Here is a 24,003-nt window from a genome sequence, read left to right as displayed (position 1 = left end):
GTTGGGCGAATCATCAACGACCAGGACGATGTCGCGCGGTTCCAGGTTAGCCACGACCGGTCCTGAATGTTTCGAGGACGGCGATGTAACGCTTGAGATCAAAGCCATCGGAAAGTGCTCTCATGTAGCTGACAAAATCACGATGAGCGGATGAGTCGTTTTCGATCGCATCCAGCTTGTCCTGGATGCCGCGGACGTAACCGATCTGACCGAGCCGGATCAGATCGTCGATATCGCGCTGCGAAGGCACCATCGAGGGAGTCAGCATCGCGGCGTTGAAGGGCGATGTTGCTGCCTTTTCATCGTAGACCCACTGGATGTTGAGTAGCGCGTGGATCTTGCCGAGCAACTGGCGCAGATCGAAGGGCTTGATCAGGTAGTCGTCGTTGACGGGGAAGGGATCGACCTTCTTCTTCGGATCGGGGGCGAAGGCGGACAGCATGACGATGGCCGGCCTCTCGCGCGTCCGTCGAAGTTGTTGCGCGACCTGCCAGCCATCCATGTCGGGCATCGATACGTCGAGAAGGATGAGGTTCGGACGGTTTTCTTCAACGAGCGCCAGACATTCGGCGCCGTTGCTGGCGGTGAGGATCGTGAACCCGAGCGGCTCGAGCAGATCTCGCACCAGATCGCGGTGATTCTCATCGTCGTCGACGACCATGATGGTTTGCCGGTCGCCGATATAGCCGCGAACGCGATCTTCCATGATTGAGATAGCGCGCGGGTTGAAGGATTCCGAGAGCAGCAGCCGGACGCGGAATGTGCTGCCTTCGCCGACCTTGCTGGCCACCGTAATCTCGCCGCCCATGACCTGGGTGAGCAGACGGGTAATGGTGAGGCCAAGCCCGGTTCCGGCCGCTTTGCGATGGCCGGTCATGCGAGCGCGCTCGAAGGGCAGGAAGATGCGTTCGAGATCGTCGGGATGGATGCCAATCCCCGTGTCGCTGATAATGAACTCCGCGACCTGCCCGCGATACGCCATCCGGAAGGTGACGGAACCTTCATCGGTGAACTTGATGGCGTTGGACAAGAGGTTAATCAGAATCTGCCGAAGCCGGTTCTCATCGGTCTGGACGGCGAAGGGCAATCGCTCCGGCGGCTCGAAATGGAAGGCAATGCCGCGCGCCGCCGCCTGCAGTCTGAACATGTCGACGAGTTGGTCGAGAAATTCCTTGGTCCGCACTTCGTTGCGGTCGAGATGAAAGCGGCCGGCTTCGATCTTGGATATGTCGAGAAGTCCGTCGATCAGCCCGGACAGATGCTCGGCGCTGTGGTGGATGACCTTGACCGCGCCGAGACGTTTGTCGGGTATGGCCGGGTCGCGCTCAAGCACCTGCGCATAGCCGAGAATGGCGTTGAGGGGAGTGCGCAGCTCATGGCTCAGGCCGACGAGGTGGCGGCTCTTGGCTTCGTTGGCGGCTTCCGCGACTTCCTTGGCGCGCTGAAGCTTGGCGTCGGTGCGCTTGTGCGCCTCGATTTCGCGCATCAGCAGGTCGGTCTGGCGCGTCGTTTCCTCTTCGGCGACGCGGCGGCTTTCTTGCGCCAGTACCAGAAGCCAGGCGCCGATCCCGGCAATGATCGTGAGGATGAAGTAGACCGTCCAGAGTGCGGATTTCAGCCCATCGCGATCGAGCGGGGAGCCGGCCGGAATCTGGAAGTAGACCAGCGTCAACACCGCGGCGATCAGTCCGGAGAAAAGCAGCAGTACGCCGAGATAACGGCCGAGGTCGGTGTTGATCGGCTTGACGGCCCAGGCCGGCAGCAACCGCTGCATATGCTTGAGGAACTGGTGTGAAACCCGCGCATGCGGTTTGCAGAGGTCGTGGCAGCGCGCCTCGAGCGAGCAGCACAACGAGCATATCGGTCCCGAATAGGCCGGACAGGGCGCCATGTCCTCGGTCTCGAAATGATGCTCGCAAATCACGCAGCGGGCGGTCTTCTGATCGCCCCAGTCGCGAGGCTGCCGGGCGATGTAATAGGCGCCGCGGGTGACATAGGCGATGGCGGGAGCCGACACGAACGCGATGGCGAGGGTGAGAAACGCCGCCAGCGATTGCAGGCTGGTGCCGAAGGCGCCGGTCAACGCGATGATGCCGCCCGCGGCGGCCAGGAACATCGCCCCGACACCGACCGGGTTGATGTCGTAAAGGTAGGCACGCTTAAACTCGATCATCGGCGGGCTGAGGCCGAGCGGCTTGTTGATCACGAGATCGGCAACCAGCGCCCCGACCCAGGCCACGGCAACGATGGAGTAGTAGCCGAGAATGCGCTCCAGCGCCTTGTAGATGCCGAGCTCCATCAGCATCAGAGCGATGGCGACATTGAATACCAGCCAGACCACGCGGCCCGGATGACTGTGCGTCAGCCGCGCGAAGAAGTTCGACCACGCGATCGAGCCGGCATAGGCATTCGTCACGTTGATCTTGAGCTGCGACACGATCACGAAAACGCCGGTGAAAGCGAGCGCAACATTCGGCGACGAGAACATGTAGTGGAACGCGACCAAATACATCTGTGTCGGTTCGGTCGCCTTGTCGAGCGGCACCATATGACGGATGGCGAGCACGGCGAGAAACGAGCCGGCGAGTAGTTTTAGAACGCCGGGAATGATCCAGCCGGGTCCGGCAGACAGATAAGACAGCCACCAGGCAGTGCCACGCTCGCGCGCAGGCAGAAATCGCAGGAAGTCGACCTGCTCGCCGATCTGGGCGATCAGCGAGAAAACGACGGTCGACGCCATGCCGAACATCAACAAATTGAAGGAATTCTGGCCGCCTTGCTCGAGGCCTGCGAAATTCGTCCATTCGTCGAACAGCGACAAATCGGCGAAGGCGATGAACACGAAGGGCAGGAGATGCAGGCCGATCCAGATCGGCTGCGTCCATAGCTGGAAGCGGCTGATGAAGGTGATGCCGTGCGTCACCAGCGGAATGACCACCAGCGAGCTGATGACATAGCCGACCGATAGCGGAATATCGAAAAACATCTCGAGTGCCAGCGACATGATCGCGGCTTCGATGGCGAAGAACAGGAACGTGAAGGAGGCATAGATCAGCGAAGTGATCGTCGAGCCGATGTAGCCGAAGCCGGCGCCGCGCGTGAGCAGGTCGATATCGACGCCATAGGTCGATGCGTAATAGGCGATCGGCAGGCCGGTGAGAAAAATGAGTGCGCCGACCAGGAGGATCGCCGCGGTCGCGTTAGTAAATCCGTAGTTTACTGTGATCGTGCCGCCGATGGCTTCGAGCGCCAGAAACGAGATAGCGCCGATGGCGGTGTTGGCCACGCGCGAGCTTGACCAGCGCCGCGCGCTCTTGGCTGTGAAGCGCAGCGCAAAGTCTTCGAGGGTCTGGTTGGCGACCCACTGATTATAATTGCGGCGGACGCGCACAATCCTCTGCTGCACGTTCATCGCCTGTCGACCTTCGTTAAAGCCCGCCCCACATGCGGCCTTTCGCTGTTCGATCCGGTTTGGTCGGCCCCGGTTGATGGTACAAAAGCAGGCAGTGTGCGCCGCAAAATATTGCACAAGCCGGGTCGCGGTTAACCGGCGCCGTCACGCCTGAGAACCCGTTTATTGGCAGGCATTCTCATACGGCATTCGACGTAAGCGTATACGTCAATCGACGTATGCTGCAATGCATCATTTGCAGCCAGCATCCGGACGTGGGGGAGCGGATTCATCGCCTCCTCGGTCTTCAACCAGCAAGAGGCGTCCGATGCCACAAAAACCGCCTACAGGGCTTCAATCACCCCTTCGCCGCAAACTGCTTGTCGGCACCGCCGCTGCGTCGGCCGCCGCCATCCTGGGCGTTCCGCCGTCGGCGCTCGCCCAGGCATTCCCGACCGCCAAGGTCAACACGACCGGGCTTGCCGTCACCGACACCGAGGTCACCGTCGGCATTCTGCACTCGGTGACCGGCACCATGGCGATCTCCGAGACCGGCTCCGTACAAGCGGAGAAGCTGGCCATCGAGCAGATCAACGCATCCGGTGGCGTGCTCGGCCGCAAGATCAAGTTCATCCAGGAAGACGGCGGGTCCGACTGGCCCACCTTCGCCGAGAAGGCGAAGAAGCTCCTGGTCAACGACAAGTGTGCCTCGGTCATGGGCTGCTGGACTTCGGCGTCGCGCAAGGCCGTGTTGCCCGTGTTCGAGCAGTACAATGGCATGCTGTACTACCCAACCTTCTACGAAGGCCTCGAGCAGTCGAAGAACGTCATCTACACCGGTCAGGAAGCGACGCAGCAGATTATCGCCGGGCTCGACTGGGTGACCAAGGAGAAGGGCGCCAAGTCATTTTACCTGCTTGGCTCCGACTATATTTGGCCGCGGACGTCGAACAAGATCGCGCGCAAACACATCGAAAACCACCTCAAGACCAAGGTTGTCGGCGAGGAGTACTTCCCGCTCGGCCACACGCAGTTCAACTCGGTCATCAACAAGATCAAGCTGACCAAGCCCGACGTGATCTACGCCATCATCGTCGGCGGCTCGAACGTCGCGTTCTACAAGCAGCTTAAGGCGGCGGGCATCGATCTGTCCAAACAGACGCTGCTCACCATCTCGGTGACCGAAGACGAGATCGATGGCATCGGCGGCGAGAACATCGCCGGCGCCTATGCCTGCATGAAGTACTTCCAGTCGCTGAAGAACCCGAACAACGAAAAATTCGTTGCCGCTTTCCACAAGATGTGGGGAGACAAGACAGTGATCGGTGACGTGACGCAGGCGGCCTATCTCGGGCCCTGGCTGTGGAAACTCACGGTCGAGAAGGCGGGCTCCTTCGACATCGACAAGGTCGCTGCCGCTTCGCCGGGCGTCGAATTCACCGGCGCACCGGAAGGCTACGTCAAGATCCACGAGAACCATCACTTGTGGTCGAAGACCCGCGTCGGCCGCGCTCGCGCCGATGGTCAGTACGATCTCATCTACGAGACCGCCAACCTGGTCGAGCCCGATCCGTTCCCCAAGGGCTACCAGTAAAGGCCGCAGGCCGGTCCTCGACGATCACGTCCCGGCGGCGCCGCCGCCGGGACGCCTCGACCCTCTCTCATTCATGTCGGCTCACAATGCGCGCTCTGCCGGCGCGCGTGCGGAGGCGCAATGTTCGACTATTCGCTCGGCGAGCTCGGTTCCATTCTGGCGATGCAGGCTTTCGCCGGCCTCATCCTGTTTTCGGTCTTCGTTCTCATGGCGCTCGGGCTGGCCATCATTTTCGGCCAGATGGGCGTGATCAACATGGCGCACGGCGAGTTCATGATCCTCGGCGCCTACATGACCTACCTGACCTCGCATATCTTCCAGGCTTACCTGCCGGGCGCCTTCTCCATCTACTTCTTCGTCGCCATGGCCGTCGCCTTCATCGTATCGGGCGCGGCGGGGCTCGCGACCGAATGGCTGCTGATCCGCCATCTTTATGCGCGGCCGCTGGATACGCTGCTCGCCACCTGGGGCTTGAGCCTCATCATGCAGCAGGCGTTCCGCTCCATCTTCGGCGCGCGCGAAGTCGGCGTCGAACTGCCGCAATGGATGATGGGTGCGCTGCCGGTCACTGACGTGATCGAGGTGCAGATCAACGGCTTGTTCGTGATGGGCCTGACATTGGCGATTACCGCCGTAGTGGCGCTTCTGCTGTTCCGCTCCCGCTGGGGCCTGCAGGTGCGGGCCGTCGTCGCCAACCGCACCATGAGCGGTGCGGCCGGCATCGACACGCGGCGCGTCGATCGTCTCACCTTTGGGCTCGGCTGCGGCATCGCAGGCGTCGCCGGCTCGGCCTTCACCATGATCGGCTCGACCGGTCCGACGGCGGGCCAGCTCTATATCGTCGACACTTTCCTCGTCGTCGTGTTTGGCGGCGCGCAGAGCCTGCTCGGCACCATCGCCTCGGCTTTCACCATCTCGCAATCCCAATCGACTCTCGAGTTCTTCCTCACCGGTTCGATGGCCAAGGTCCTGACGTTGCTCGTCGTCATCGGGCTCCTGATGCTGCGGCCGCAGGGTCTGTTTGTCCTCAAAGTCAGAAGGTGAAACGATGTCACCGGCATTCAATAAGAAACTCGACCTCGAACTTTTCGGCTTCCTGCTGCTGGCCGTTCTCCTTGTCGTCGTCCTGCCGCTGACAGTCGATGCCTTCCGTCTCAACCTGATCGGCAAGTACCTGACCTACGCCTTCGTCGCCGTCGGCCTCGTGCTGTGCTGGGGTTACACCGGCATTCTGAGCCTGGGGCAGGGCGTGTTCTTCGGCCTCGGCGGCTACTGCATGGCGATGTTCCTGAAGCTCGAAGCCTCGAGCGTCGAGAACACCAAGATTCAGTCGACGCCGGGAATCCCGGACTTCATGGACTGGAACCAGATCACCGAGCTTCCTTTCTTCTGGGTGCCGTTCAAGTCGCTGCCACTCGCCCTGATCGCGGTCATCGCCGTACCGGCCATCGCCGCCTTCATCCTGAGCTTCGCGATGTTCAAGCGGCGGGTCGGCGGCGTCTACTTCGCCATCATCACCCAGGCCGTCGCGGCGGTGCTCACCATCCTGATCATCGGCCGCCAGGGTTATACCGGCGGCATCAACGGCATCACCGACCTGCGCACTTTACTCGGCTGGGACATCCGCACCGATCATGCCAAATACATCCTGTATTTCGTCTGCGTCGCGCTGCTGTTCGGCTCGATGTTTCTGGCCCGCTTCGTGATCGGCTCGAAACTCGGCCGGCTTCTGGTCGCTATCCGTGACAAGGAGGATCGCGTCCGCTTCTCGGGCTACGACGTCGCGAACTTCAAAGTCTTCATCTTCTGTCTGGCTTCGGCGCTGGCGGCGGTTGGCGGCGCCATGTTCACGCTCCAGGTCGGATTCATGTCGCCGTCCTTCGTCGGCATTGTGCCGTCGATTGAGATGGTGATTTTCGCCGCGGTGGGCGGGCGTCAATCGATCATTGGCGCGGTGGTTGGCACGCTCATCGTCAACTGGGCCAAGACGTCGTTCTCGGAAAGCTTTCCCGAACTGTGGCTGTTCGCCATGGGCGGCCTGTTCATCGCCGTGGTGCTGGCATTCCCGCGCGGTCTGGCCGGCCTGTTTACCGACCAGATCCTGCCGCGCCTGAAGCGGGTTCGCCTTCCCGGCGGCCTCGTGAAGCCGGCGCCGGCGGAGTGAGGAGAGCCTTATGTCCAACAGCACCGATTTCCTGCTCGCGCTCGAAGGCGTCACCGTCTCCTTCGATGGCTTCAAGGCCGTCAATGGGCTCAATCTCTACATCGACAAGGGCGAGCTGCGCGTGATCATCGGCCCGAACGGTGCCGGCAAGACAACCGTGCTCGACCTGATCTGCGGCCGCACCAAAGTGTCCGACGGGTCGATCAAGTTCAAGGACCAGGAGATCACGGGTCTCAAGGAACACGAGATCGTCCGCCGCGGTATCGGCCGCAAATTCCAGACGCCGTCAATCTACGAAGACCTCACCGTGTTTGAGAACCTCGAGCTGTCGATACCGCGCGGCCGCGACGTCGTCGGAGCGCTGTTCTGGCAGCGGTCGGAGGCGGTGACGGAGCGGGTGCGCGAGATCGCACAGATGATATTTCTCGCGGATTCACTGGACCGTCCTGCCGAGACGCTGAGTCACGGCCAGAAGCAGTGGCTCGAGATCGGCATGCTGCTGATGCAGGACCCTGAACTCTTGATGCTCGACGAGCCGGTCGCCGGCATGAGCGTTTCGGAGCGCGTCAAGACCGCCGAGTTGCTCAACGAGATCATCAAACACCGGTCCGTGATCGTGATCGAACACGACATGAAGTTTGTCGCCAGCATCGCACACCGCGTCACCGTCCTGCACCAGGGCAAGATTCTGGCGGAAGGCGACATGGACACGATCCAGAACGATCCGAAGGTCAAGGAAGTCTATCTCGGCCATTGATTCAACCCTGCGCAGAAGTGCGGTGAAGACATGTTCAAATTGCACAATCTCAACGTCGCCTACGGTCAGAGCCAGGTTTTGCACGGCATCGACCTGTCGGTGGCGCCCGGCGAGATCGTCGCTGTGGTCGGTCGCAACGGCATGGGAAAGTCGACGCTGATGAAATCGCTCATCGGCGTGATCCCGTCGAGGTCGGGTGAGATCGTCGTTGAAGGCGCGGACGTCTCCGGTCTGCCGAGCCACCTGCGCGTCAAGCGTGGCCTCGCTTATGTCCCGCAGGGCCGTCAGATATTCGGCACCATGACGGTCGAGGAGAATATCCAGACCGGACTCGTCGTCACCGGCAAGAGCGAGGTTCCGGACGAGATTTATAGCCTGTTCCCGATCCTGTGGGACTTCAAGAAGCGTCGCGGCGGCAATCTGTCGGGCGGCCAGCAGCAGCAACTCGCCATCGCGCGCGCATTAGCATCCGATCCGAAGATTCTCCTGCTCGACGAACCGACTGAAGGCATTCAGCCGTCGATCATCAAGGAACTCGGTGTGGTGCTGAAGCAGATCAGGCAGTTGCGCAACCTCACCATCGTGGTTTGCGAGCAGGTTCTGAGCTTCGTGCTCGACGTCGCTGACAGCATCGTCGTGATGGAGAACGGCCGTATCGTCCATACCGATCGACGCGAGCGCGTCGATGAGGCGGCGATCGCCCGTTACCTCGCAGTCTGAACGGACAAGGGTGAGCCGGTTCTGAAGGGGCTGGCCGGACTCGCTCACATGCCAATGCCTCGACCTGGTTGTGCGGAAGGAGCCAAGACATGACCGAGACCCTGATCAAAGTCGATCTGAAGGAGTCGCCCTACAAGAATCCGATGATCCACAACCGCTGGCACCCGGACGTCCCGATGGTGGCGTCGGTTAAGCCTGGGGACGATTTCATCATCCAGACCTACGACTGGACCGGCGGCTACATTCAAAATAACGACTCGGCCGATGACGTTCGTGACGTCGACCTCACGACGGTGCACTTCCTCTCGGGACCGATCGAAATCAAGGGCGCGGAGCCGGGCGATCTCCTGGTGGTCGATCTGCTCGACGTCGGTGCGCTGCCGGAGAGCCTGTGGGGCTTCAACGGCTTCTTCTCGAAGAAGAACGGCGGCGGCTTTCTGACCGAGCATTTTCCGCTGGCGCAGAAGTCGATCTGGGACATCAAGGGCATGTTCACGGAATCACGCCATGTGCCGGGCGTGAAATATGCCGGTCTCATCCATCCGGGCCTGATCGGCTGTCTGCCGGACCCGAAACTGCTGGAGACCTGGAATAAGCGCGAGGTCGATTTCATCGCGACCAACCCGGCCCGCGTGCCGCCGCTCGCCAACGCTCCCTTTGCGGCGACCGCGCATGCCGGCAAGGCGACCGGCGACGTCAAAGCCAAGATCGCTGCGGAGGGCGCGCGCACTGTGCCGCCGCGCGAGCATGGCGGCAACTGCGACATCAAGGACCTGTCGCGCGGTTCGAAGATTTACTTCCCGGTCTACGTGCCGGGTGCCGGCCTCTCGATGGGTGACCTGCACTTCAGCCAGGGCGACGGCGAAATCACCTTCTGCGGCGCCATCGAAATGGCCGGCTGGCTGCACATCAAGGTCGACCTGATCAAGGGCGGCATGGCGAAGTACGGCATCAAGAATCCGATCTTCCGGCCGTCGCCGATGACGCCGAACTATCAGGACTACTTGATCTTCGAAGGCATCTCGGTCGACGAGCAGGGCCAGCAGCACTATCTCGATGTCCACGTCGCCTACCGCCAGGCCTGTCTCAATGCGATCGAGTATCTGACCAAGTTCGGCTACTCGAAAGCGCAGGCCTATTCGATCCTCGGCACGGCGCCGGTGCAGGGCCACATCTCCGGCGTCGTCGATATCCCGAATGCCTGCGCCACGCTCTATCTGCCGACCGAAGTCTTCGACTTCGACATCATGCCGAGCGCGGCCGGCCCGGTGAAACACATCAAGGGTGGCGTCGATATGCCGCTGTCGCCCGACAAATAGTTCCCCAGCGCGCGACCGGGCGTGGGGTGTGACGGAAGCACCTCACGCCCGCCCTTCAATCACATACCGAGGCCCTCCGATGCCGACTTACGAATATCTGTGCGACGACTGCGGGCCATTCACTGACTTCCGGCCGATGTCGGAGAGCGACCTGACGTGCGAGTGTCCGGCCTGCGGAAATAGCGCGCCGCGCGCGTTTTTGACGGCGCCCTATATGTCCGGCCTGTCGACCGAGCGACGCCACGCATTCTCGACCAATGAGCGCAGCGCCCACGAGCCGAAATCGACGAAGACCACGGGTCACGGTCCGGGTTGCGGCTGCTGCGGCGGCAAATCCTCACGTATGACGTACAAATACAAGGACGGCAGCAAGGCTTTTCCGAAGAGCCGGCCCTGGATGATCTCGCATTAGGCGCGCCGTGCCGTCGCAAGGGCAATCTGTCCTTCTTTGTGCCCCTTGTGAAGACGCGGGCAGCACTTGCACATGCATGCGGCTATTCCGTTATGCGCGGGCCTGCGATAGAGTTAAATGGCCGGCGACACAGGTGATAATCAGTGCTGACAATCTGGGGGCGCAAGAGTTCGTTCAACGTCCAAAAAGTAATGTGGCTCGTCGGCGAGCTGGGACTCGAACATCGGCACATCGAGGCGGGCGGCCAGTTCGGTGGTCTCGATACGCCAGAATTTCGCGCGCTGAATCCGCATGGCAAGGTCCCGGTAATCGACGACAGTGGCTTCGTCGTCTGGGAATCGCACGCGATCCTGCGCTATCTCGCGGCTCGATACGGAGAGGGGCGGTTCTGGCGCACTGCGCCGGCTGAACGCTCATTGTCCGATCGCTGGATGGACTGGGCACACACGACGCTGCAGCCCGATTTTCTTGGCGGCGTTTTCTGGGGTTTCTACCGGACGCCTGAGCTGCAGCGCGATCTCCCGGCGATTAGGAGCAAGGTGGAGGCCTGCGCACGGCATTTCCAATTGCTCGACCGCGAACTGATGGGGCGGGATTACATGCTGGGCGACGCGCTGACCCTGGCGGACGTCCCGCTCGGGACCCATCTCTACCGTTACCTCAATATCGACATCGAGCGCCCGCGGGTGCCGAATGTCGAGGCCTGGTACCGGCGCCTCGAAGAACGACCGGCTTATCGGCAGCATGTCATGGTGCCGTTTGAGGATCTCTACGGCCGTCTCGATTTCTGAGCAGTCTAGGTGATCTCGCGCCAGAAGCGCCGCGTTAGCAGCAGAGCGACAATGCCTTCTGTACCGATCGTGAGGATCGCGTATTTGGCACCCATGACATCGGCCAGGAGCCCGATTTGAAGAAAGCCCAGTGGGCCGAACCCGATGGTGACGGTGAGAAGCCCGAGCATGCGCGCTCGCATCTCCAGTTGCACTGAGCGGAACACGATCGCCGATTGGGTGATGGAAAAGCCGGAGCCGCCGAAGCCGGCGACCACCAGCGCAATGCCGGCGAGGACCGGATGCGGCATCAACGCGAACGCGATCAGCGCGGCGATATAGATCGGCACGCTGAAAGTGTAGAGCTTCACCTGATGCTCGGGGCGAGCGAACAAAAGCGCCATGATCACGCCGGTGATCGCGCCGACGCCTTCCATGCTGGCGAGGATGCCGACACCGCTCGGCCCGAGGTGCAGATAATCGTGCCCAATGACGGGGATCAGGCTGAGGATCGGCCAGGCGAAGAGATTGAAGATCAGCGTGATTGCGAGAATGCCGATCAGGTGTCTGTCGCTTTTGACCACGCGCAGCGCATCCAGAATATCGTGCAGCAGAAAGCCACGGCCTTGTGTTTTGTGCTGATGACGGTAACTCAGTCTCAGGGCGGCCGTCACCGACAGCATGTAAAGTAATGCCCCGAGTGTGAAACAGCCGCCGATGCTCCATGCGGCAAGGACGGCGCCGCCGATCGCGGGACCGGCCATGCGACTTACATTGCTTGATCCGATGTCGAAGGTCATGGCGTGGGACATGCGATCGGTGCCGACCACACGGCCAATCATGAGACGGCGGATTGCGTTGTCCCCTGCCCAGACCGTACCGTTGATGAAAACCGAAACGGCAAGATGCCAGGTTTCGATGTGGCCCGAATAGGCGAGCAAAGCGATCGCGGCCGAGGCCAGGAATTGAACCGAGGTGGTGACGACGAGCACGGTGCGTCCTTCGAACCGATCCGCCGCGGCGCCAATGAAGGCACCGAACAAAGCCATCGGCAGCACGCGCAGCAGGGCCATAAAGGTCACGAGAAAGGCCGAGCCGGTGGTCTGATAAACCATGACGGCAATGGCCAGCATCTCGATCCAGCGGACGCCGAACTGTATGGCGCCGATCAACCAAAGGCGCCAGAAATCCGGCTCCGTCGGCCACCGGCTCGGATGCTTCGGGGGCCGAATATTGAATTCAGTGGTGCTGAGCCGATTCATTCTCTGCCCGCAGCGCCTCGACTCCCATTTGTTTTCTCAAAACCTGTAGCTTTCTAAAAATTTGGCTTACTCTCCGGCGAAGCCCAGCAGATGGCCCATCTTGGTCTGCTTGGTGTGCAGATACTTGACGTTCTCGCAGTTCGGCTCGGTGATCAGCGGAATGCGCGCTGTGATCCGCAATCCGTAATCGGCGATGCCATCATATTTGGCCGGGTTGTTGGTCATCAAACGCAGGCTTGTAATGCCGAGATCGGCCAGTATCTGGGCGCCGACTGAGTAATCGCGCTTGTCGGCAGGCAATCCGAGTTCGAGATTGGCCTGTAACGTATCGAAACCGCGGTCTTGGAGCTGATAGGCGCTCACCTTGTGGCCGATGCCGATGCCACGGCCTTCGTGGCCGCGGAGATAGACCAGGACACCACGTCCGTCGGCCGAAATCTTTTCCAATGCGTCGTTGAGCTGAGTCCCGCAATCGCAGCGCATGGAGCCGAACAGATCGCCCGTCAGGCATTCCGAATGAACGCGGACCAGGACGTCCGGCTTGGTGGCGACATCGCCGATGACGAGTGCAACGTGCTGGATGCGGTCGATGACCGACTCATAGGCGTGAATGGTGAAGTCGCCATAGCGCGTCGGCAGGCGGGCCTCCGACAGTTTGCGGATCAGCCGGTCATGCCGGCGGCGATAGCGGACGATGTCGGGAATGCTGACCATGACGAGGCCGTGCGCCGCCGCCAGCGCTTCGAGGTCGGATCGCCGGGCGACCTTGCCCTCGTCGGTGATGATCTCGGCCAGAACGCCGCCGGGATAGAGTCCAGCTGCCTTAGCCAAGTCGATGGAAGCCTCGGTGCGGCCCGCGCGTTGCAGCACGCCGCCGTCATAGCCGCGCAGCGGAAATACGTGGCCGGGCCGCACCAGATCGGTGGGCTTGGCAGCGGGGTCGATCAGGGTTCTGATCGTCGCGACGCGTTCGGCGGCGGAAATGCCGGTCGTCGTATCCTTGCGTGCGTCGACGGAGATCGTGAAGGCGGCCTTCATCGTGCCTGCGTTCTCGCTCACCATCAGCGGAATGCGCAGGGCATCGAGACGCTCATTGGTCAACGCCGCACAGATGACGCCGCCGGTATTGCGGATCAGGAACGCCATGGCCTGCGTCGTGACACGCTCGGCCGCCAAAACCAGATCGCCACCGCTTTGCGGCGTGTCGTCGTCTGTAACAATGACCGGGCTGCCTTGAGCCAAGGCGGCAAGGGCTTCGTTGATTTTGGCGTCCGACATGGGATGTAGGCTCAACACCGGGCGGCCGTCAGGCGCCCAGTCCCGTATAGGTTTTGCCACGGAAGTAGATCAGCGGTTCGCCATCGGACCGCGACGTTGCGCCGGCCACGGTGCCGATGATGATCGAGATATTGCCGCGCTCGACAATGTCGGCGACGGTGCAGTCGAATACGCCGAGCGCTTGCTTGTAGACCGGTGCGCCGGTCACCAGCGTCGTCCACTCGCCGTCGGTGAAGCGGGCGGCGCCGCTCAGGCCGGCCTTGCCGCCGAAGGCATCGGCCACCTTGCCGGCGTCGGCGGGCAGGAAGTTAATGGCGAAATGCTTTCGTGACACGATGCCGGCAAGCGCGCTGGTTTTGCGGTCCACCGACACGAGCATCGTCGCCGGATCGGCGGTCACATGGCTGGCGGACAGACCAAGGAAGCCCGTCGGCCCTTCATCGCTGTCGGCGGTCACGATCGTCATACCGGTGGCACGCTGGCCGAGCGTGGTCCAGAAGGTCTTCATGTCGATGGGGGAGGGAGGCGTCATGGTGGGTTTCCACTAGTGAACGATGGCCGGGCGCGGCTCATGGCCGCCGAGATCGATATTGCGGATCGGCGAGAGGTTCATCTCGCCGGCAATCAGTTCATATGACTTCAGCCGGTCGGCAGGATCGTGCGCCATGGTGACGATCACGACCTCGTCGATGGCAAATGTCGCGGCGATATCGCGTAGCCTATGCACGACGGCGTCCGCCGTGCCGAAGATCGCGGTGTCGCGCAGCCGGTCGATCTTGGCCTGCGCCTGCGGCGGGACATGGCGCGAGGCGACCTGCGCAAGGCTGGGAAAGGCGGAATTGACCAGCCGGTCACGGTCCAGCCGCCAGTGCGCGTAGGGCAGGAAAAGCTGTTCGGCTTTCTCCGCGGTTGGGGCGGCGATGGCCCAGACGCACAGGCTGACGAGCGGACCCGCCCCTGAGGCGTTGGATGAGAAATTCCTGCGGTAGGTATCGAGGGCTTCGGCGCAGCCTTCGCCATCGTGAAAGAAGTGCGCAAAGCAGTAGGGCAGGCCCATCTGCGCCGCGAGACTCGCAGTGTAAGGGCTGCTGCCGAGCAGCCACGGCTCCGGCGCAGTGGTGCCCTGCGGCTGGGCGCGAACACCGGCCATGGGGTGATCCTCGGGCAACGGTTCGCCCCGCGACCATGCGATGAGATCCTCGAGATCGCTGGCGAAGCTGTCGCCGCCGCCCATCGACAGGAGATCGTCCATCATCGACGGGTTCAGGGCGTAAATGGTCTGCCGATCCGCGCCAGGGCCACGGCCAATGCCCATATCGATACGCCCGGGCGCCAGCGCATCGAGCACGCGGAACTGCTCCGCGACCTTGAAAGGCGAATAGTGCGGCAGCAGCACGCCGGCGCTGCCGATCCGCATTCGGGTGGTGACCGCTGCCAAGGCGCCGAGCAGAACCTCCGGCGCCGAACCGGCTACGGCGTCGTTGTTGTGATGCTCGGACACCCAGTAGCGATGATAGCCGAACGTCTCGCAGGCGCGGGCAAGCGTCAGCGAATCGCGAATCGACGTGCCGGGCGAACGGCCCGCGACAATGGTCGACTGATCGAGGACCGACAGGCGCATCACCGTTTCTCCGTTCGGCGGCGGTAATCGATGAGGTCGGCGATAGTGCCGAGCTTAAGGCCTTGGCGCGCCGCGAAGACGCGAAGGTCCGGCAGCCGGGCCATTGTGCCATCGTCATTCATGATCTCGCAGATGACGCCTGAAGCATCGACGCCGGCCATGCGGGCCAGATCGACTGCTGCTTCGGTGTGACCGGGCCGGGAGAGGATACCGCCGTCGCGCGCGATCAATGGAAACATGTGCCCGGGCGTCACGATATCGGCCGACGTCGAGGCCGGATCGATGGCGACCGCAATGGTGCGCGCGCGATCATAAACAGAGATACCCGTGGTGACGCCGTCGCGGGCCTCGATCGACACCGTAAAGGCAGTGCCGAAGCGCGTGTTCGGCGTCGCCGCCATTGGTTGCAGCGCCAGGCGTTCGGCATGCGCGGCCGTGAGGGCGAGACAAACCAGGCCACGTGCATGATGCGTCATGAAATTGATGGCCTGCGCCGAGGCAAAGGCCGCCGGAATGACGATATCGCCTTCGTTTTCGCGGTCCTCATCGTCGACCAGAACAACCATGCGGCCGGCGCGGGCTTCAGCCACGATCTCCTCGGGGGTCGAGATCGGAGCGAGAAGGCTGTCGGTTCGTCGCGGTCTGAAGGGCAGGGTATTCATGTGTGGCAGGCCTTGGGCTAGACCGCAACGTTGTGAAACTGGCGGCCGAAATACACCAAACCCGTACACGCACCGGCTTCGCTGACCGCGACGACTTCGCAGAACAAGGCGTCGTGCGTACCGATTTTCACCTCACTGACAATACGGCAGTCGAACGCGACATTGGCACCGACCAGCACCGGTGCGCCGGTCGACAGGGTTGTCCATTCGGCGCCGGCAAAGCGCTGTTTCATGTCTTTGACCGAGCCGGCAAAGCGCTTCGACAGCTCTTCGTGCTCAGTCGAAACCGTATTGACGCAGAGGACGCCGCTTTGCCGGATCGAATCGTACGACTGGCTATTGCGGTTCATACAGACCAGCAAGGTCGGCGGATCGTCGGTCACGCTGCAGACCGCCGACGCCGTGAAGCCGCACCAGCCGGCGGGGCCGGTGCTGGTGATGATGTTTACGCCAGCCGGCAATCGCGCCATGCCGCTGCGATACGCTTTGCTGTCGACTGCGGTAACCGCAGGATCGAAAGCCGGGATCGTGACCGAAACCGCCGAGGCTGTCATGTTCATCTCGCACTTTTTCCCAGTGTGGTGTGGGCCTGTCCTTGGGCGTTCCTCAGAATTCGCGGAGCGTTTCCCGTAGTGTTTTCTTGGTGTATTCGGTGCGGACCAGACCACGCCGCTGCAGCGCCGGCACCAGTCCCTCGCAGATTTCGGTAATGTATTTGCGGTTGACGAGGGTGGTCTGCGGCTTGGTGATGAGGAAGCCGTCGCCGCCGACCTCATGCGCGACCTGTTCCATGTAGTCGGCGACCGATTCCGGCGTGCCGACCAATCCCTCCATGCCGCGCGCGATGTTCTCCATCACCAATTGGCGCAGGGTCTTGCCGCTGCCCCATTGGGCGAAAGCATCGAGCGACCCTTGTTCGCCATTGGTCGTCAATGGCGGCAATTCCTTGTCGAGATCGAACTGGGAGAAATCGATATCGGAGGTTGCGCTTCGGCCAGCCAAAGTCCGCTCGATGTAGTTCGGGGAATTCTGGATGCGGGCCAGCGCGTCTTGCGCCTGCTGCATCGTTTCGCCGAGGATCGGCTGTATCAGGAACAGAACCTTGATGTCGTCGGGATTGCGTCCCGCTTTCTCGGCATTGGCCCGGACGTCATCGCGATAGGCCTTGTTGCCCTTGATGCCGGCGGACGGGGCGATGATACTGTCGGCGGTCATCGCCGCGAATTTGCGGCCGCGCGGCGATCCTCCGGCTTGCACGAAAGCCGGACGACCCTGCGGCGACGGCGCTGTATTGAGCGGACCGCGGCACTTGAAAAACTTACCGTTGAAATTGATGGGCCGGACTTTCTTGTAGTCGACGTAGGTGTTGGATGCGCGGTCCAGCACGACCGCGTCCTGATCCCAACTGCCCCAGAGTTGCTTGCAAAGCTCGACATATTCGTCGGCCATGTCGTAGCGGTCCTGCCGCGGCGGCAATTCGTCCATGCCGAAATTCTGGGCCGCGAGGTTCTCTCCGCTGGTGACGATGTTCCAGCCGAACCGGCCTTTGCAGATGTGATCCAGTGTGTTGCAAAGCCGCGCCAGCATGAAGGGCGGATAGGCCATCGTGGAAAAAGTGGCGACGACACCGAGCTTGCTGGTATTAGCGCCCATCAATGCCGCGAGCGGCGCAGGATCGTGCTTCGGTCCCATGATGGCATGCTTGAGATAAGCCTCCGCCGTGCCGCCATAGGTCTCGGAGATCATCAGCGTGTCTTCGATCATGATGTAATCGAAGCAGGCGCGTTCGAGCTGCTGTGCCCAGTCGATGAAGAACTTGCCGTCCCAGGGCTGGCCGCCGGCGGATGTGAGCGGCTGCTCCCATTCGTCGGGCGTGTAATTCATGAACCAGCCGAGGTGGAACTTCTTCTTGGTCACTGTCTTTGCCTTCTCCAGACCGGGCTTCGCCCGGTGCGACATCAGAATTCGCGTAGCGTTTCGCGGAGTGTCTTCTTGGTGTATTCGGTGCGGACCAGTCCGCGCCGTTGAAGTTCGGGCACTAGTCCTTCGCAGATCTCGGTAATGTATTTGCGGTTGACGAGGGTTGTTTGCGGCTTGGTGATGAGGAAGCCGTCGCCGCCGACTTCATGCGCGACCTGCTCCATGTAGTCGGCAACCGATGAAGGCGTGCCGACCAAGCCCTCGAGGCCGCGAGATACGTTGTCCATGACGAGCTGGCGCAGGGTCTTGCCGCTGCCCCATTGGGCGAAGGCGTCGAGCGATCCCTGTTCGCCGTTTGTCGTCAGTGGCGGCAGTTCCTTGTCCAGATCGAACTGGGAAAAGTCGATATCGGTGATCGAACTGCGGCCGGCGAGCGTGCGCTCGATATAGTTAGGCGACTCCTGGATGCGGGCCAGCGCATCCTGGGCTTCCGACATGGTTTCGCCGAGAATGGGCGAGCAAACGAAAAGCACTTTGATGTCGTCCGGATTGCGGCCCGCCTTCTCGGCATGGGCGCGGACGTCGTCGCGATAGGCCTTGTTGCCCTTGATGCCGGCCGATGGCGCGATGATGCTGTCGGCGGTCATCGCCGCGAATTTGCGGCCGCGCGGCGATCCGCCGGCTTGCACGAAGGCCGGGCGGCCTTGCGGTGACGGCGCTGTGTTGAGCGGACCGCGGCACTTGAAATATTTGCCGTTGAAGTCGATCGGCCGGACTTTCTTGTAGTCGGCGTAGGTATTGGTGGCGCGGTCGAGAACGACGGCGTCCTGGTCCCAACTGCCCCAGAGCTGCTTGCATAGCTCGACATATTCGTCGGCCATGTCGTAACGGTCTTGCCGCGGCGGCAGTTCGTCCATGCCGAAATTCTGGGCCGCGAGGTTCTCTCCGCTGGTGACGATGTTCCAGCCGAAACGGCCCTTGCAGATATGGTCGAGCGTGTTGCACAGCCGCGCCAGCATGAAGGGCGGGTAGGCCATCGTGGAGAAGGTGGCGACAACGCCCATCCGGGTCGTGTTGGCGCCGAGCAGGGCGGCAAGCGGAGCCGGATCGTGTTTCGGCCCCATGATGGCGTGCTTGAGATAGGCCTCCGACGACCCGCCGTAGGATTCCGAAATCATCAGCGTGTCTTCGATCATGATGTAATCGAAGCAGGCGCGTTCCATCTGTTGGGCCCAGTCGATGAAGAACTTGCCATCCCAGGGCTGGCCGCCGGCCGAGGTGAGCGGGCGCTCCCATTCGTCCGGCGTGAAATTCATGAACCAGCCGAGGTGAAACTTCTTCTTTGCCGCCATTTAACGTCTCGCCTTCTTTCGTCACTCGTTAACGCGTTGCCGTTGCTCGGAATGCGTGCGGTCAGAATTCCCGCAGCAGCTCCTTCAGCGTGTTGCCTTCCTTGTATTGGGTGCGAACCGCACCACGCCGCTGTAGCGCCGGGACGAGGCCCTCGCAGATTTCGTTGACGTAGCGACGGCTAATCTTGTGGAACGGCGAATTGATCAAAAAGCCATCGCCCTGGAACTCCTCGTTCACTTCGATCAGCCGCTCGGCGACCTGGTCGGGCGTGCCGATGACGCCGGGCAGGCCGCGCTGGGCGCGATCGCGGACCAACTGGCGCAACGTCTTGCCGCTGCCCCATTGGGCAAACGCGTCGAGCGAACCCTGTTCGCCATTGGTCGTCAGGCGCGGCAATTCCTTGTCGAGATCGAACTGTGAGAAGTCGATATCGGTCACCGAACTGATGCCGGCGAGCGACTTGGTGATGTAGTCGGGCGCGTTGACGTGGAGATCGAATTTCTCCTGCGCGGCGCGCTGGGTTTCGGCGACGACCGGCGTCACGATGAACAGCACCTTGATTTCGTCCGGGTCGCGGCCGGCGGCGGCGGCGCGGTTGCGGACATCCGTCCGGTACTCGCGCATGGCTTCGACACCGGAGGCGGACGCGATGATGCTGTCGGCGGTGATCGCGGCGAACTGGCGGCCGCGCGGCGAACCGCCAGCCTGGACGAAGGCCGGACGCCCCTGGGGTGATGGCGCCGTGTTGAGCGGACCGCGGACCTTGTAGTACTTGCCCTTGAAGTTGATCGGGCGGACCTTCTTGTAGTCGGCATAGACTCCCTTTTCACGGTCGAGAACGACGGCGTCCGGGTCCCAGCTCTTCCACAGTTCGTTGACGACCTGAACGTATTCGTCCGCCATGTCGTAGCGCTGCTGGCGCGGCGGCAGTTCGTCCATGCCGAAATTCCGCGCGGCGTGGTTTTCGCCGGTGGTGACGATATTCCAGCCGAAACGGCCGCCGCAGATATGGTCGAGTGTGGTGCAGAGCCGCGCCAGCATGAAGGGCGGATAGGCCATGGTCGACATGGTCGCTACGACGCCCATGTGCTTGGTGGCCGAGCCGATCATCGCCGCCATCGGCGCCGGATCCATCTTCGGGCCCATCAGCGCGTATTTGAGATAGGCCTCGGTTGAGCCACCGAAAGCGTCGGCGATCATGAGCGTGTCTTCGAGCATGATGTAGTCGAAGCAGGCCCGTTCCATCGTTTTGGCCATGTCGACGTAAAATTCGCCGTCCCATGGATTGCCTCCGGCCGAGAACGGCTGGTTCCAATCGTCGACGGTGGCGGTCATGAACCAACCGAGATGGAATTTCTTTGGCACTGCTTAGCCCCTTCTTGCGCGTCACCGTGAAATCGTGCGCCACGGTGCTGATCGTCAGCATTGAGGTAACCGCCGCGGGGGTGGTGAAACCATCAGGAATGCGACAAGCAACGCCGGTCGTGCCGGACGATGCGCGGCTAGGCAGGTCACTATAAAAAAGAGGCAGTGTCCGGAGGACGGAGGTGCCTGTAACGGGGCTGGATCGTGTGGCGGCGAAACAGAGGGCAAACGCCAGTGAGCCACGGCGGCAAAAAGCAGCCGATCGGCTTGCGGGAGGGATTGAAACCGCGGCGGCTACAGCGCCGGGGTTTGATCGCGCAGTCGATCGGCTCAAGTTGCAGGGAGCTTGGCAGGGAACTCGAAGCCCCAGTATGGCGGGCTCGGCGCGTGTAAGTTCAGCTCTTGGCCAGTTCGTTGTAACCGACCGGCATCTCCCATTTGAAAAGATCGCCCTGGACGTTCTTGCTGAGGACGAAGTTGCGGCTCAGGAAGCAGGGAATGATCACACCGGCCTCGCGCGCGACGCGGCGCATCGCATCCTTGTACATCTGGGTCTGTTTCGCAGGGTCCGATTCGACGAGCGCCCGGTCGATGAACTCCCGCAATTTGCCGTCGTCGTCGAAATTGACGCCCGCGGCATAAGGCGAGCCTTTGGCGAAAGCGAGATCGAGCGCATCGTGGGCGTTGCGCCGGAAGTTGTAGTCGACGAAGGTCGGATATTTCAGCCAGACCTGATCCCAGTAGGTCGCGGCCGGCCATTGATTGACGGTGACCTTGATACCGGCGGCTTTGACCGACTCCGCAAAGGTGACGGCGAGATCGACCATGCCGGGCAGAATGGGGGAGGTATAAAGTGTGAACTCCAATCCGTTTGGAAAGCCGGCCTCGGCGAGGAGCTTTTTCGAGCCCGCAATGTCCTGGGCGCCGTCACCGACATCCTCAGGGAACATCGGATCGTCCGGCGGCAAAGGCACGTCGGGCGTGGTGACACCGAGCCCTTGATAGACTGTATCGAGGATCAGCTTGCGATCGACGGCCAGTTTGATCGCGCGCCGTACCCGGACGTCGTCGAAAGGCTTGATGCGGTGGTTGAAGAAGATGCACCACGACATCGCATGCGGCAGCGGCTCGACGCGGACGCGCGCATCCTTTTTGAGTTCCTTGACGAGGACTGAATCGACCGGATCAATCAGGTCGACCGTACCGGAGACGACCGACTGCACTTTCGCCGTCTGACTGGGAATATGGACGCACTGGATGCCGTCCAGGTAAGGCAGTGTCTTGTTCCAGTAGTCCTTGAAGCGCGCGACCTCCCACGACTGACCCGGCTCGAAGCCCGTCACCTTGAACGGTCCCGTCCCGATGGCGGAGGCCGGATCGGTCATCGGTTCGGTGCCGGCTTTAATGATGCCGCAGTTATAGCGCGACAGCGGCTGGTCCAGCATCGTGTCCCGCCGAAGCATGTTGATCTTGACGGTGTAATCGTCGAGCGCTTCGAGACCTTCTGGCGTGTAGCTGCCCTTGAGCCGCGCGCGAACCGATGACCCGACCTTCTCATCGAGAAGGCGGCCGAGCGAATAGACGACATCCTTGGCGGTCAGAGGAGAGCCGTCATGGAATTTGACGTTCTTGCGCAGGCGGAAAATCCAGGCATTGGATTCCTTGTCCAGTTCGTAGGACTCCGCGAGGTAAGGATAGAATTTCCAATCTTTGCCGCGGCGAACGAGCGGTTCGTAGATGACATGCATCAGTTCGATGCCGGCGCCGTTCTTGATACGGGCCGGGTCGAGCTTTTCGCCTGAATCGGAATCGCCGAAGCCGTAGCGCAGGATGCCGCCGCGCTTCGGCTGCGCCCGTGCCGGCAGCGATGCCAGGGCCGAGAGAAGCCCGCTGCCGCCGGCTGCAACCGCGCCGAGCATAAGCTGCCGGCGGTCGAGCCATGTGTCGCTGAGAAAGTCGTCTGTCAGGTCGTCGCGCGTGGTCATGATGAGCCGATCCAGTCAGTTCCACCCAGGAAGAAAGACGAGTCGCTCTGAGCTAATAGGGCCGCAAATGCTCAAACCATAAGGAAAGCGAGATGCTTCGCTGGCCCGGTATCCCGATATCTGTTTGGGCAAGGTTACAAAAAAGCGGCATAGGCCAGCGGGTGGCGCGGCGGTCTGGTTTGCGGCCAATGACCGAAATCGTGTGCAACATCGCTCTAAACGGCGGACTTGCGGCCCGAGGCGACGGTTAATGCCGAAAGATTATGCGCTATAGCGGCTGGCATAGGCTTTGCTCTTATGTCCCTGGGTTGGAACGCTCAGCGCCGGAGGTCATCGCCGAAAGTCTAGTCCAGGCACGCCTGGTCTATGCCAAAGGAGATTGCCGCCATGTCAGGAATAAGCCAGATCTACGATATCGACCTTAAGTTGTTGCGCTGCTTCTGCACGATTGTCGAAGAAGGCGGTTTTACCGCCGCGCAGGCGACGCTCAATATGTCGCAATCGGTGCTCAGCGAGCACGTCAAGTCGCTCGAAGGCCGCGTCGGCGTGCGCCTGTGTCAGCGAGGCCCGAAGGGGTTCAAGCTCTACCGCGAAGGTGAACTCGTCTACGAGGCGGCGAAGGATCTCTTCGCGTCGATCGAGGTCTTCAAACAACGAGCGTCCACCATCAGTGAACGCGCTCATGGCGAACTCGTCGTAGGCATCCAGGACGGCGTCGTCGAAAATCCGCGGGCGCGCATCTCCGAAGCGATCGAGCGCTTTACGGACTACTATCCGAATATCCGCTTCAAAATTGAAATCATGCTTGGCTATCAGATGGCGGGCCGCGTCGCCGATGGATTGACGCATGTCGGCATTGGACTGATGAGCGAGCAATTCGACCATCTCGCCTACGAGCGCCTGTTCGAGGAAGTGGCGTTGCTGTGTTGCGGCCGGCCCCACCCGCTGTTCGATATCTCTGACGATCTGATCACCGCGGAGCATATCGCGTCGGCGTCGTATTGCAGCAGGGGCCATCTTGAGGACGTCACCCGGGTGTCTTATGGGCATCACTTCAAGACGCTCGGCGACGTCGGCAATGGCGCTCACGCCAAGCTTGCGCTCATCCTCTGCGGTCGCAATATCGGCTATGTGCCCGAGCACATCGCGCTGCCACATATCGAAGCGGGCACGCTCCGCGTCATAAAGCCGGAATTGACGCGCCGCGAGTATCCGATCACCGCCGTCACCCGGCCCAATTCCCCCGAGTTCAAGCTCGCGGCGCGTTTCGTCGACAGCCTGATCGACATTCACATGGAACCGCTGCCGAAAAAGCCAGAGAAGACGGGAAATGTCATGTCCATGCCGACAGCGGTCGTGAAGCCGCGGAGCGCTGTAGGCTAACGCGAAGAGCGTTCCTTGTGAAAGACCGAGGCGTCGAAAGGGCGCCT

At 61.5% G+C, this 24,003-nt stretch carries 20 protein-coding genes; 9 read left to right on the top strand and 11 right to left on the bottom strand.

Going from position 1 to position 24,003, the window contains the following annotated elements; translation table 11 throughout:
- Positions 1-46 precede the first annotated feature (46 nt).
- Complete coding sequence (locus E8Q40_RS15410) at positions 47-3,412, bottom strand: ATP-binding protein (protein WP_137045373.1); 3,366 nt, start codon at positions 3,410-3,412, stop codon at positions 47-49.
- A gap of 307 nt (positions 3,413-3,719) precedes the next feature.
- Between E8Q40_RS15410 and urtA the strand changes: the two genes are divergently transcribed.
- From urtA to E8Q40_RS15370, 8 genes are all read left to right on the top strand, one after another.
- Positions 3,720-4,985 carry an urea ABC transporter substrate-binding protein gene (gene urtA, locus E8Q40_RS15405; RefSeq protein WP_137045372.1) on the top strand — a complete coding sequence of 422 codons (1,266 nt, stop codon included), beginning with the start codon at positions 3,720-3,722 and terminating at the stop codon, positions 4,983-4,985.
- Positions 4,986-5,105: 120 nt separating this feature from the next.
- On the top strand, positions 5,106-6,029 hold the full coding sequence (gene urtB / locus E8Q40_RS15400) for an urea ABC transporter permease subunit UrtB (RefSeq protein WP_137045371.1): 924 nt from the start codon (positions 5,106-5,108) through the stop codon (positions 6,027-6,029).
- A 4-nt stretch (positions 6,030-6,033) separates the two neighbouring features.
- Positions 6,034-7,149, top strand: coding sequence for an urea ABC transporter permease subunit UrtC (gene urtC / locus E8Q40_RS15395; RefSeq protein WP_137045370.1), 1,116 nt, complete (start codon positions 6,034-6,036; stop codon positions 7,147-7,149).
- 10 nt (positions 7,150-7,159) lie between these two features.
- Positions 7,160-7,906, top strand: a complete 747-nt coding sequence (gene urtD, locus E8Q40_RS15390) for an urea ABC transporter ATP-binding protein UrtD (protein ID WP_137045369.1) — start codon at positions 7,160-7,162, stop codon at positions 7,904-7,906.
- A gap of 30 nt (positions 7,907-7,936) precedes the next feature.
- Complete coding sequence (urtE, locus tag E8Q40_RS15385) at positions 7,937-8,626, top strand: urea ABC transporter ATP-binding subunit UrtE (RefSeq protein ID WP_137045368.1); 690 nt, start codon at positions 7,937-7,939, stop codon at positions 8,624-8,626.
- 89 nt (positions 8,627-8,715) lie between these two features.
- Positions 8,716-9,945, top strand: coding sequence for a formamidase (gene fmdA, locus E8Q40_RS15380; protein ID WP_137045367.1), 1,230 nt, complete (start codon positions 8,716-8,718; stop codon positions 9,943-9,945).
- A gap of 79 nt (positions 9,946-10,024) precedes the next feature.
- On the top strand, positions 10,025-10,357 hold the full coding sequence (locus E8Q40_RS15375; protein WP_137045366.1) for a zinc ribbon domain-containing protein: 333 nt from the start codon (positions 10,025-10,027) through the stop codon (positions 10,355-10,357).
- Positions 10,358-10,500: 143 nt separating this feature from the next.
- Positions 10,501-11,148, top strand: coding sequence for a glutathione S-transferase family protein (locus tag E8Q40_RS15370; protein ID WP_137045365.1), 648 nt, complete (start codon positions 10,501-10,503; stop codon positions 11,146-11,148).
- 5 nt (positions 11,149-11,153) lie between these two features.
- Here E8Q40_RS15370 and E8Q40_RS15365 read toward each other — a convergent pair whose 3' ends face one another.
- The 10 genes from E8Q40_RS15365 to E8Q40_RS15320 form a co-directional block, all read right to left on the bottom strand.
- Positions 11,154-12,299, bottom strand: a complete 1,146-nt coding sequence (locus E8Q40_RS15365; RefSeq protein WP_168197860.1) for an MFS transporter — start codon at positions 12,297-12,299, stop codon at positions 11,154-11,156.
- Between the two features lie 156 nt (positions 12,300-12,455).
- Complete coding sequence (locus E8Q40_RS15360; protein ID WP_137045363.1) at positions 12,456-13,667, bottom strand: bifunctional 3,4-dihydroxy-2-butanone-4-phosphate synthase/GTP cyclohydrolase II; 1,212 nt, start codon at positions 13,665-13,667, stop codon at positions 12,456-12,458.
- Positions 13,668-13,695: 28 nt separating this feature from the next.
- On the bottom strand, positions 13,696-14,199 hold the full coding sequence (locus E8Q40_RS15355) for a flavin reductase family protein (protein ID WP_137045362.1): 504 nt from the start codon (positions 14,197-14,199) through the stop codon (positions 13,696-13,698).
- Positions 14,200-14,211: 12 nt separating this feature from the next.
- Positions 14,212-15,288: an LLM class flavin-dependent oxidoreductase gene (locus E8Q40_RS15350; protein WP_137045361.1), complete on the bottom strand. Its 1,077-nt coding sequence runs from the start codon at positions 15,286-15,288 to the stop codon at positions 14,212-14,214.
- A complete protein-coding gene (gene ribB / locus E8Q40_RS15345) occupies positions 15,288-15,878 on the bottom strand; it encodes a 3,4-dihydroxy-2-butanone-4-phosphate synthase (protein ID WP_246662870.1) in 591 nt (196 codons plus the stop codon). Before ribB ends, E8Q40_RS15350 begins: the two co-directional genes overlap by 1 nt.
- A gap of 89 nt (positions 15,879-15,967) precedes the next feature.
- Positions 15,968-16,510: a flavin reductase gene (locus tag E8Q40_RS15340; RefSeq protein WP_137045359.1), complete on the bottom strand. Its 543-nt coding sequence runs from the start codon at positions 16,508-16,510 to the stop codon at positions 15,968-15,970.
- Between the two features lie 46 nt (positions 16,511-16,556).
- A complete protein-coding gene (locus tag E8Q40_RS15335) occupies positions 16,557-17,867 on the bottom strand; it encodes an NtaA/DmoA family FMN-dependent monooxygenase (protein WP_137045358.1) in 1,311 nt (436 codons plus the stop codon).
- A gap of 41 nt (positions 17,868-17,908) precedes the next feature.
- On the bottom strand, positions 17,909-19,222 hold the full coding sequence (locus tag E8Q40_RS15330) for an NtaA/DmoA family FMN-dependent monooxygenase (protein ID WP_168197859.1): 1,314 nt from the start codon (positions 19,220-19,222) through the stop codon (positions 17,909-17,911).
- A 61-nt stretch (positions 19,223-19,283) separates the two neighbouring features.
- A complete protein-coding gene (locus E8Q40_RS15325) occupies positions 19,284-20,588 on the bottom strand; it encodes an NtaA/DmoA family FMN-dependent monooxygenase (RefSeq protein WP_370455193.1) in 1,305 nt (434 codons plus the stop codon).
- Positions 20,589-20,983: 395 nt separating this feature from the next.
- Positions 20,984-22,573, bottom strand: coding sequence for an ABC transporter substrate-binding protein (locus tag E8Q40_RS15320; protein WP_137045357.1), 1,590 nt, complete (start codon positions 22,571-22,573; stop codon positions 20,984-20,986).
- Positions 22,574-22,960: 387 nt separating this feature from the next.
- On the opposite strand from E8Q40_RS15320, the gene E8Q40_RS15315 reads away from it, so the two are divergent.
- Positions 22,961-23,956, top strand: a complete 996-nt coding sequence (locus E8Q40_RS15315) for a LysR family transcriptional regulator (protein ID WP_137045356.1) — start codon at positions 22,961-22,963, stop codon at positions 23,954-23,956.
- Positions 23,957-24,003 lie beyond the last annotated feature (47 nt).

It is taken from the genome of Pseudolabrys sp. FHR47 (assembly GCF_005153485.1).
Lineage (GTDB): Bacteria > Pseudomonadota > Alphaproteobacteria > Rhizobiales > Xanthobacteraceae > Pseudolabrys.
This window is presented reverse-complemented; position numbering and strand designations above follow the sequence as displayed.

Excerpts from the sequence above, each read along its gene's own strand:
- E8Q40_RS15410 (WP_137045373.1), bottom strand. The coding sequence starts at position 3,412 with ATGAACGTGCAGCAGAGGATTGTGCGCGTCCGCCGCAATTATAATCAG.
- urtA (WP_137045372.1), top strand. The coding sequence starts at position 3,720 with ATGCCACAAAAACCGCCTACAGGGCTTCAATCACCCCTTCGCCGCAAA.
- urtB (WP_137045371.1), top strand. The coding sequence starts at position 5,106 with ATGTTCGACTATTCGCTCGGCGAGCTCGGTTCCATTCTGGCGATGCAG.
- urtC (WP_137045370.1), top strand. The coding sequence starts at position 6,034 with ATGTCACCGGCATTCAATAAGAAACTCGACCTCGAACTTTTCGGCTTC.
- urtD (WP_137045369.1), top strand. The coding sequence starts at position 7,160 with ATGTCCAACAGCACCGATTTCCTGCTCGCGCTCGAAGGCGTCACCGTC.
- urtE (WP_137045368.1), top strand. The coding sequence starts at position 7,937 with ATGTTCAAATTGCACAATCTCAACGTCGCCTACGGTCAGAGCCAGGTT.
- fmdA (WP_137045367.1), top strand. The coding sequence starts at position 8,716 with ATGACCGAGACCCTGATCAAAGTCGATCTGAAGGAGTCGCCCTACAAG.
- E8Q40_RS15375 (WP_137045366.1), top strand. The coding sequence starts at position 10,025 with ATGCCGACTTACGAATATCTGTGCGACGACTGCGGGCCATTCACTGAC.
- E8Q40_RS15360 (WP_137045363.1), bottom strand. The coding sequence starts at position 13,667 with ATGTCGGACGCCAAAATCAACGAAGCCCTTGCCGCCTTGGCTCAAGGC.
- E8Q40_RS15355 (WP_137045362.1), bottom strand. The coding sequence starts at position 14,199 with ATGACGCCTCCCTCCCCCATCGACATGAAGACCTTCTGGACCACGCTC.
- E8Q40_RS15350 (WP_137045361.1), bottom strand. The coding sequence starts at position 15,288 with ATGCGCCTGTCGGTCCTCGATCAGTCGACCATTGTCGCGGGCCGTTCG.
- E8Q40_RS15340 (WP_137045359.1), bottom strand. The coding sequence starts at position 16,510 with ATGAACATGACAGCCTCGGCGGTTTCGGTCACGATCCCGGCTTTCGAT.
- E8Q40_RS15330 (WP_168197859.1), bottom strand. The coding sequence starts at position 19,222 with ATGGCGGCAAAGAAGAAGTTTCACCTCGGCTGGTTCATGAATTTCACG.
- E8Q40_RS15320 (WP_137045357.1), bottom strand. The coding sequence starts at position 22,573 with ATGACCACGCGCGACGACCTGACAGACGACTTTCTCAGCGACACATGG.
- E8Q40_RS15315 (WP_137045356.1), top strand. The coding sequence starts at position 22,961 with ATGTCAGGAATAAGCCAGATCTACGATATCGACCTTAAGTTGTTGCGC.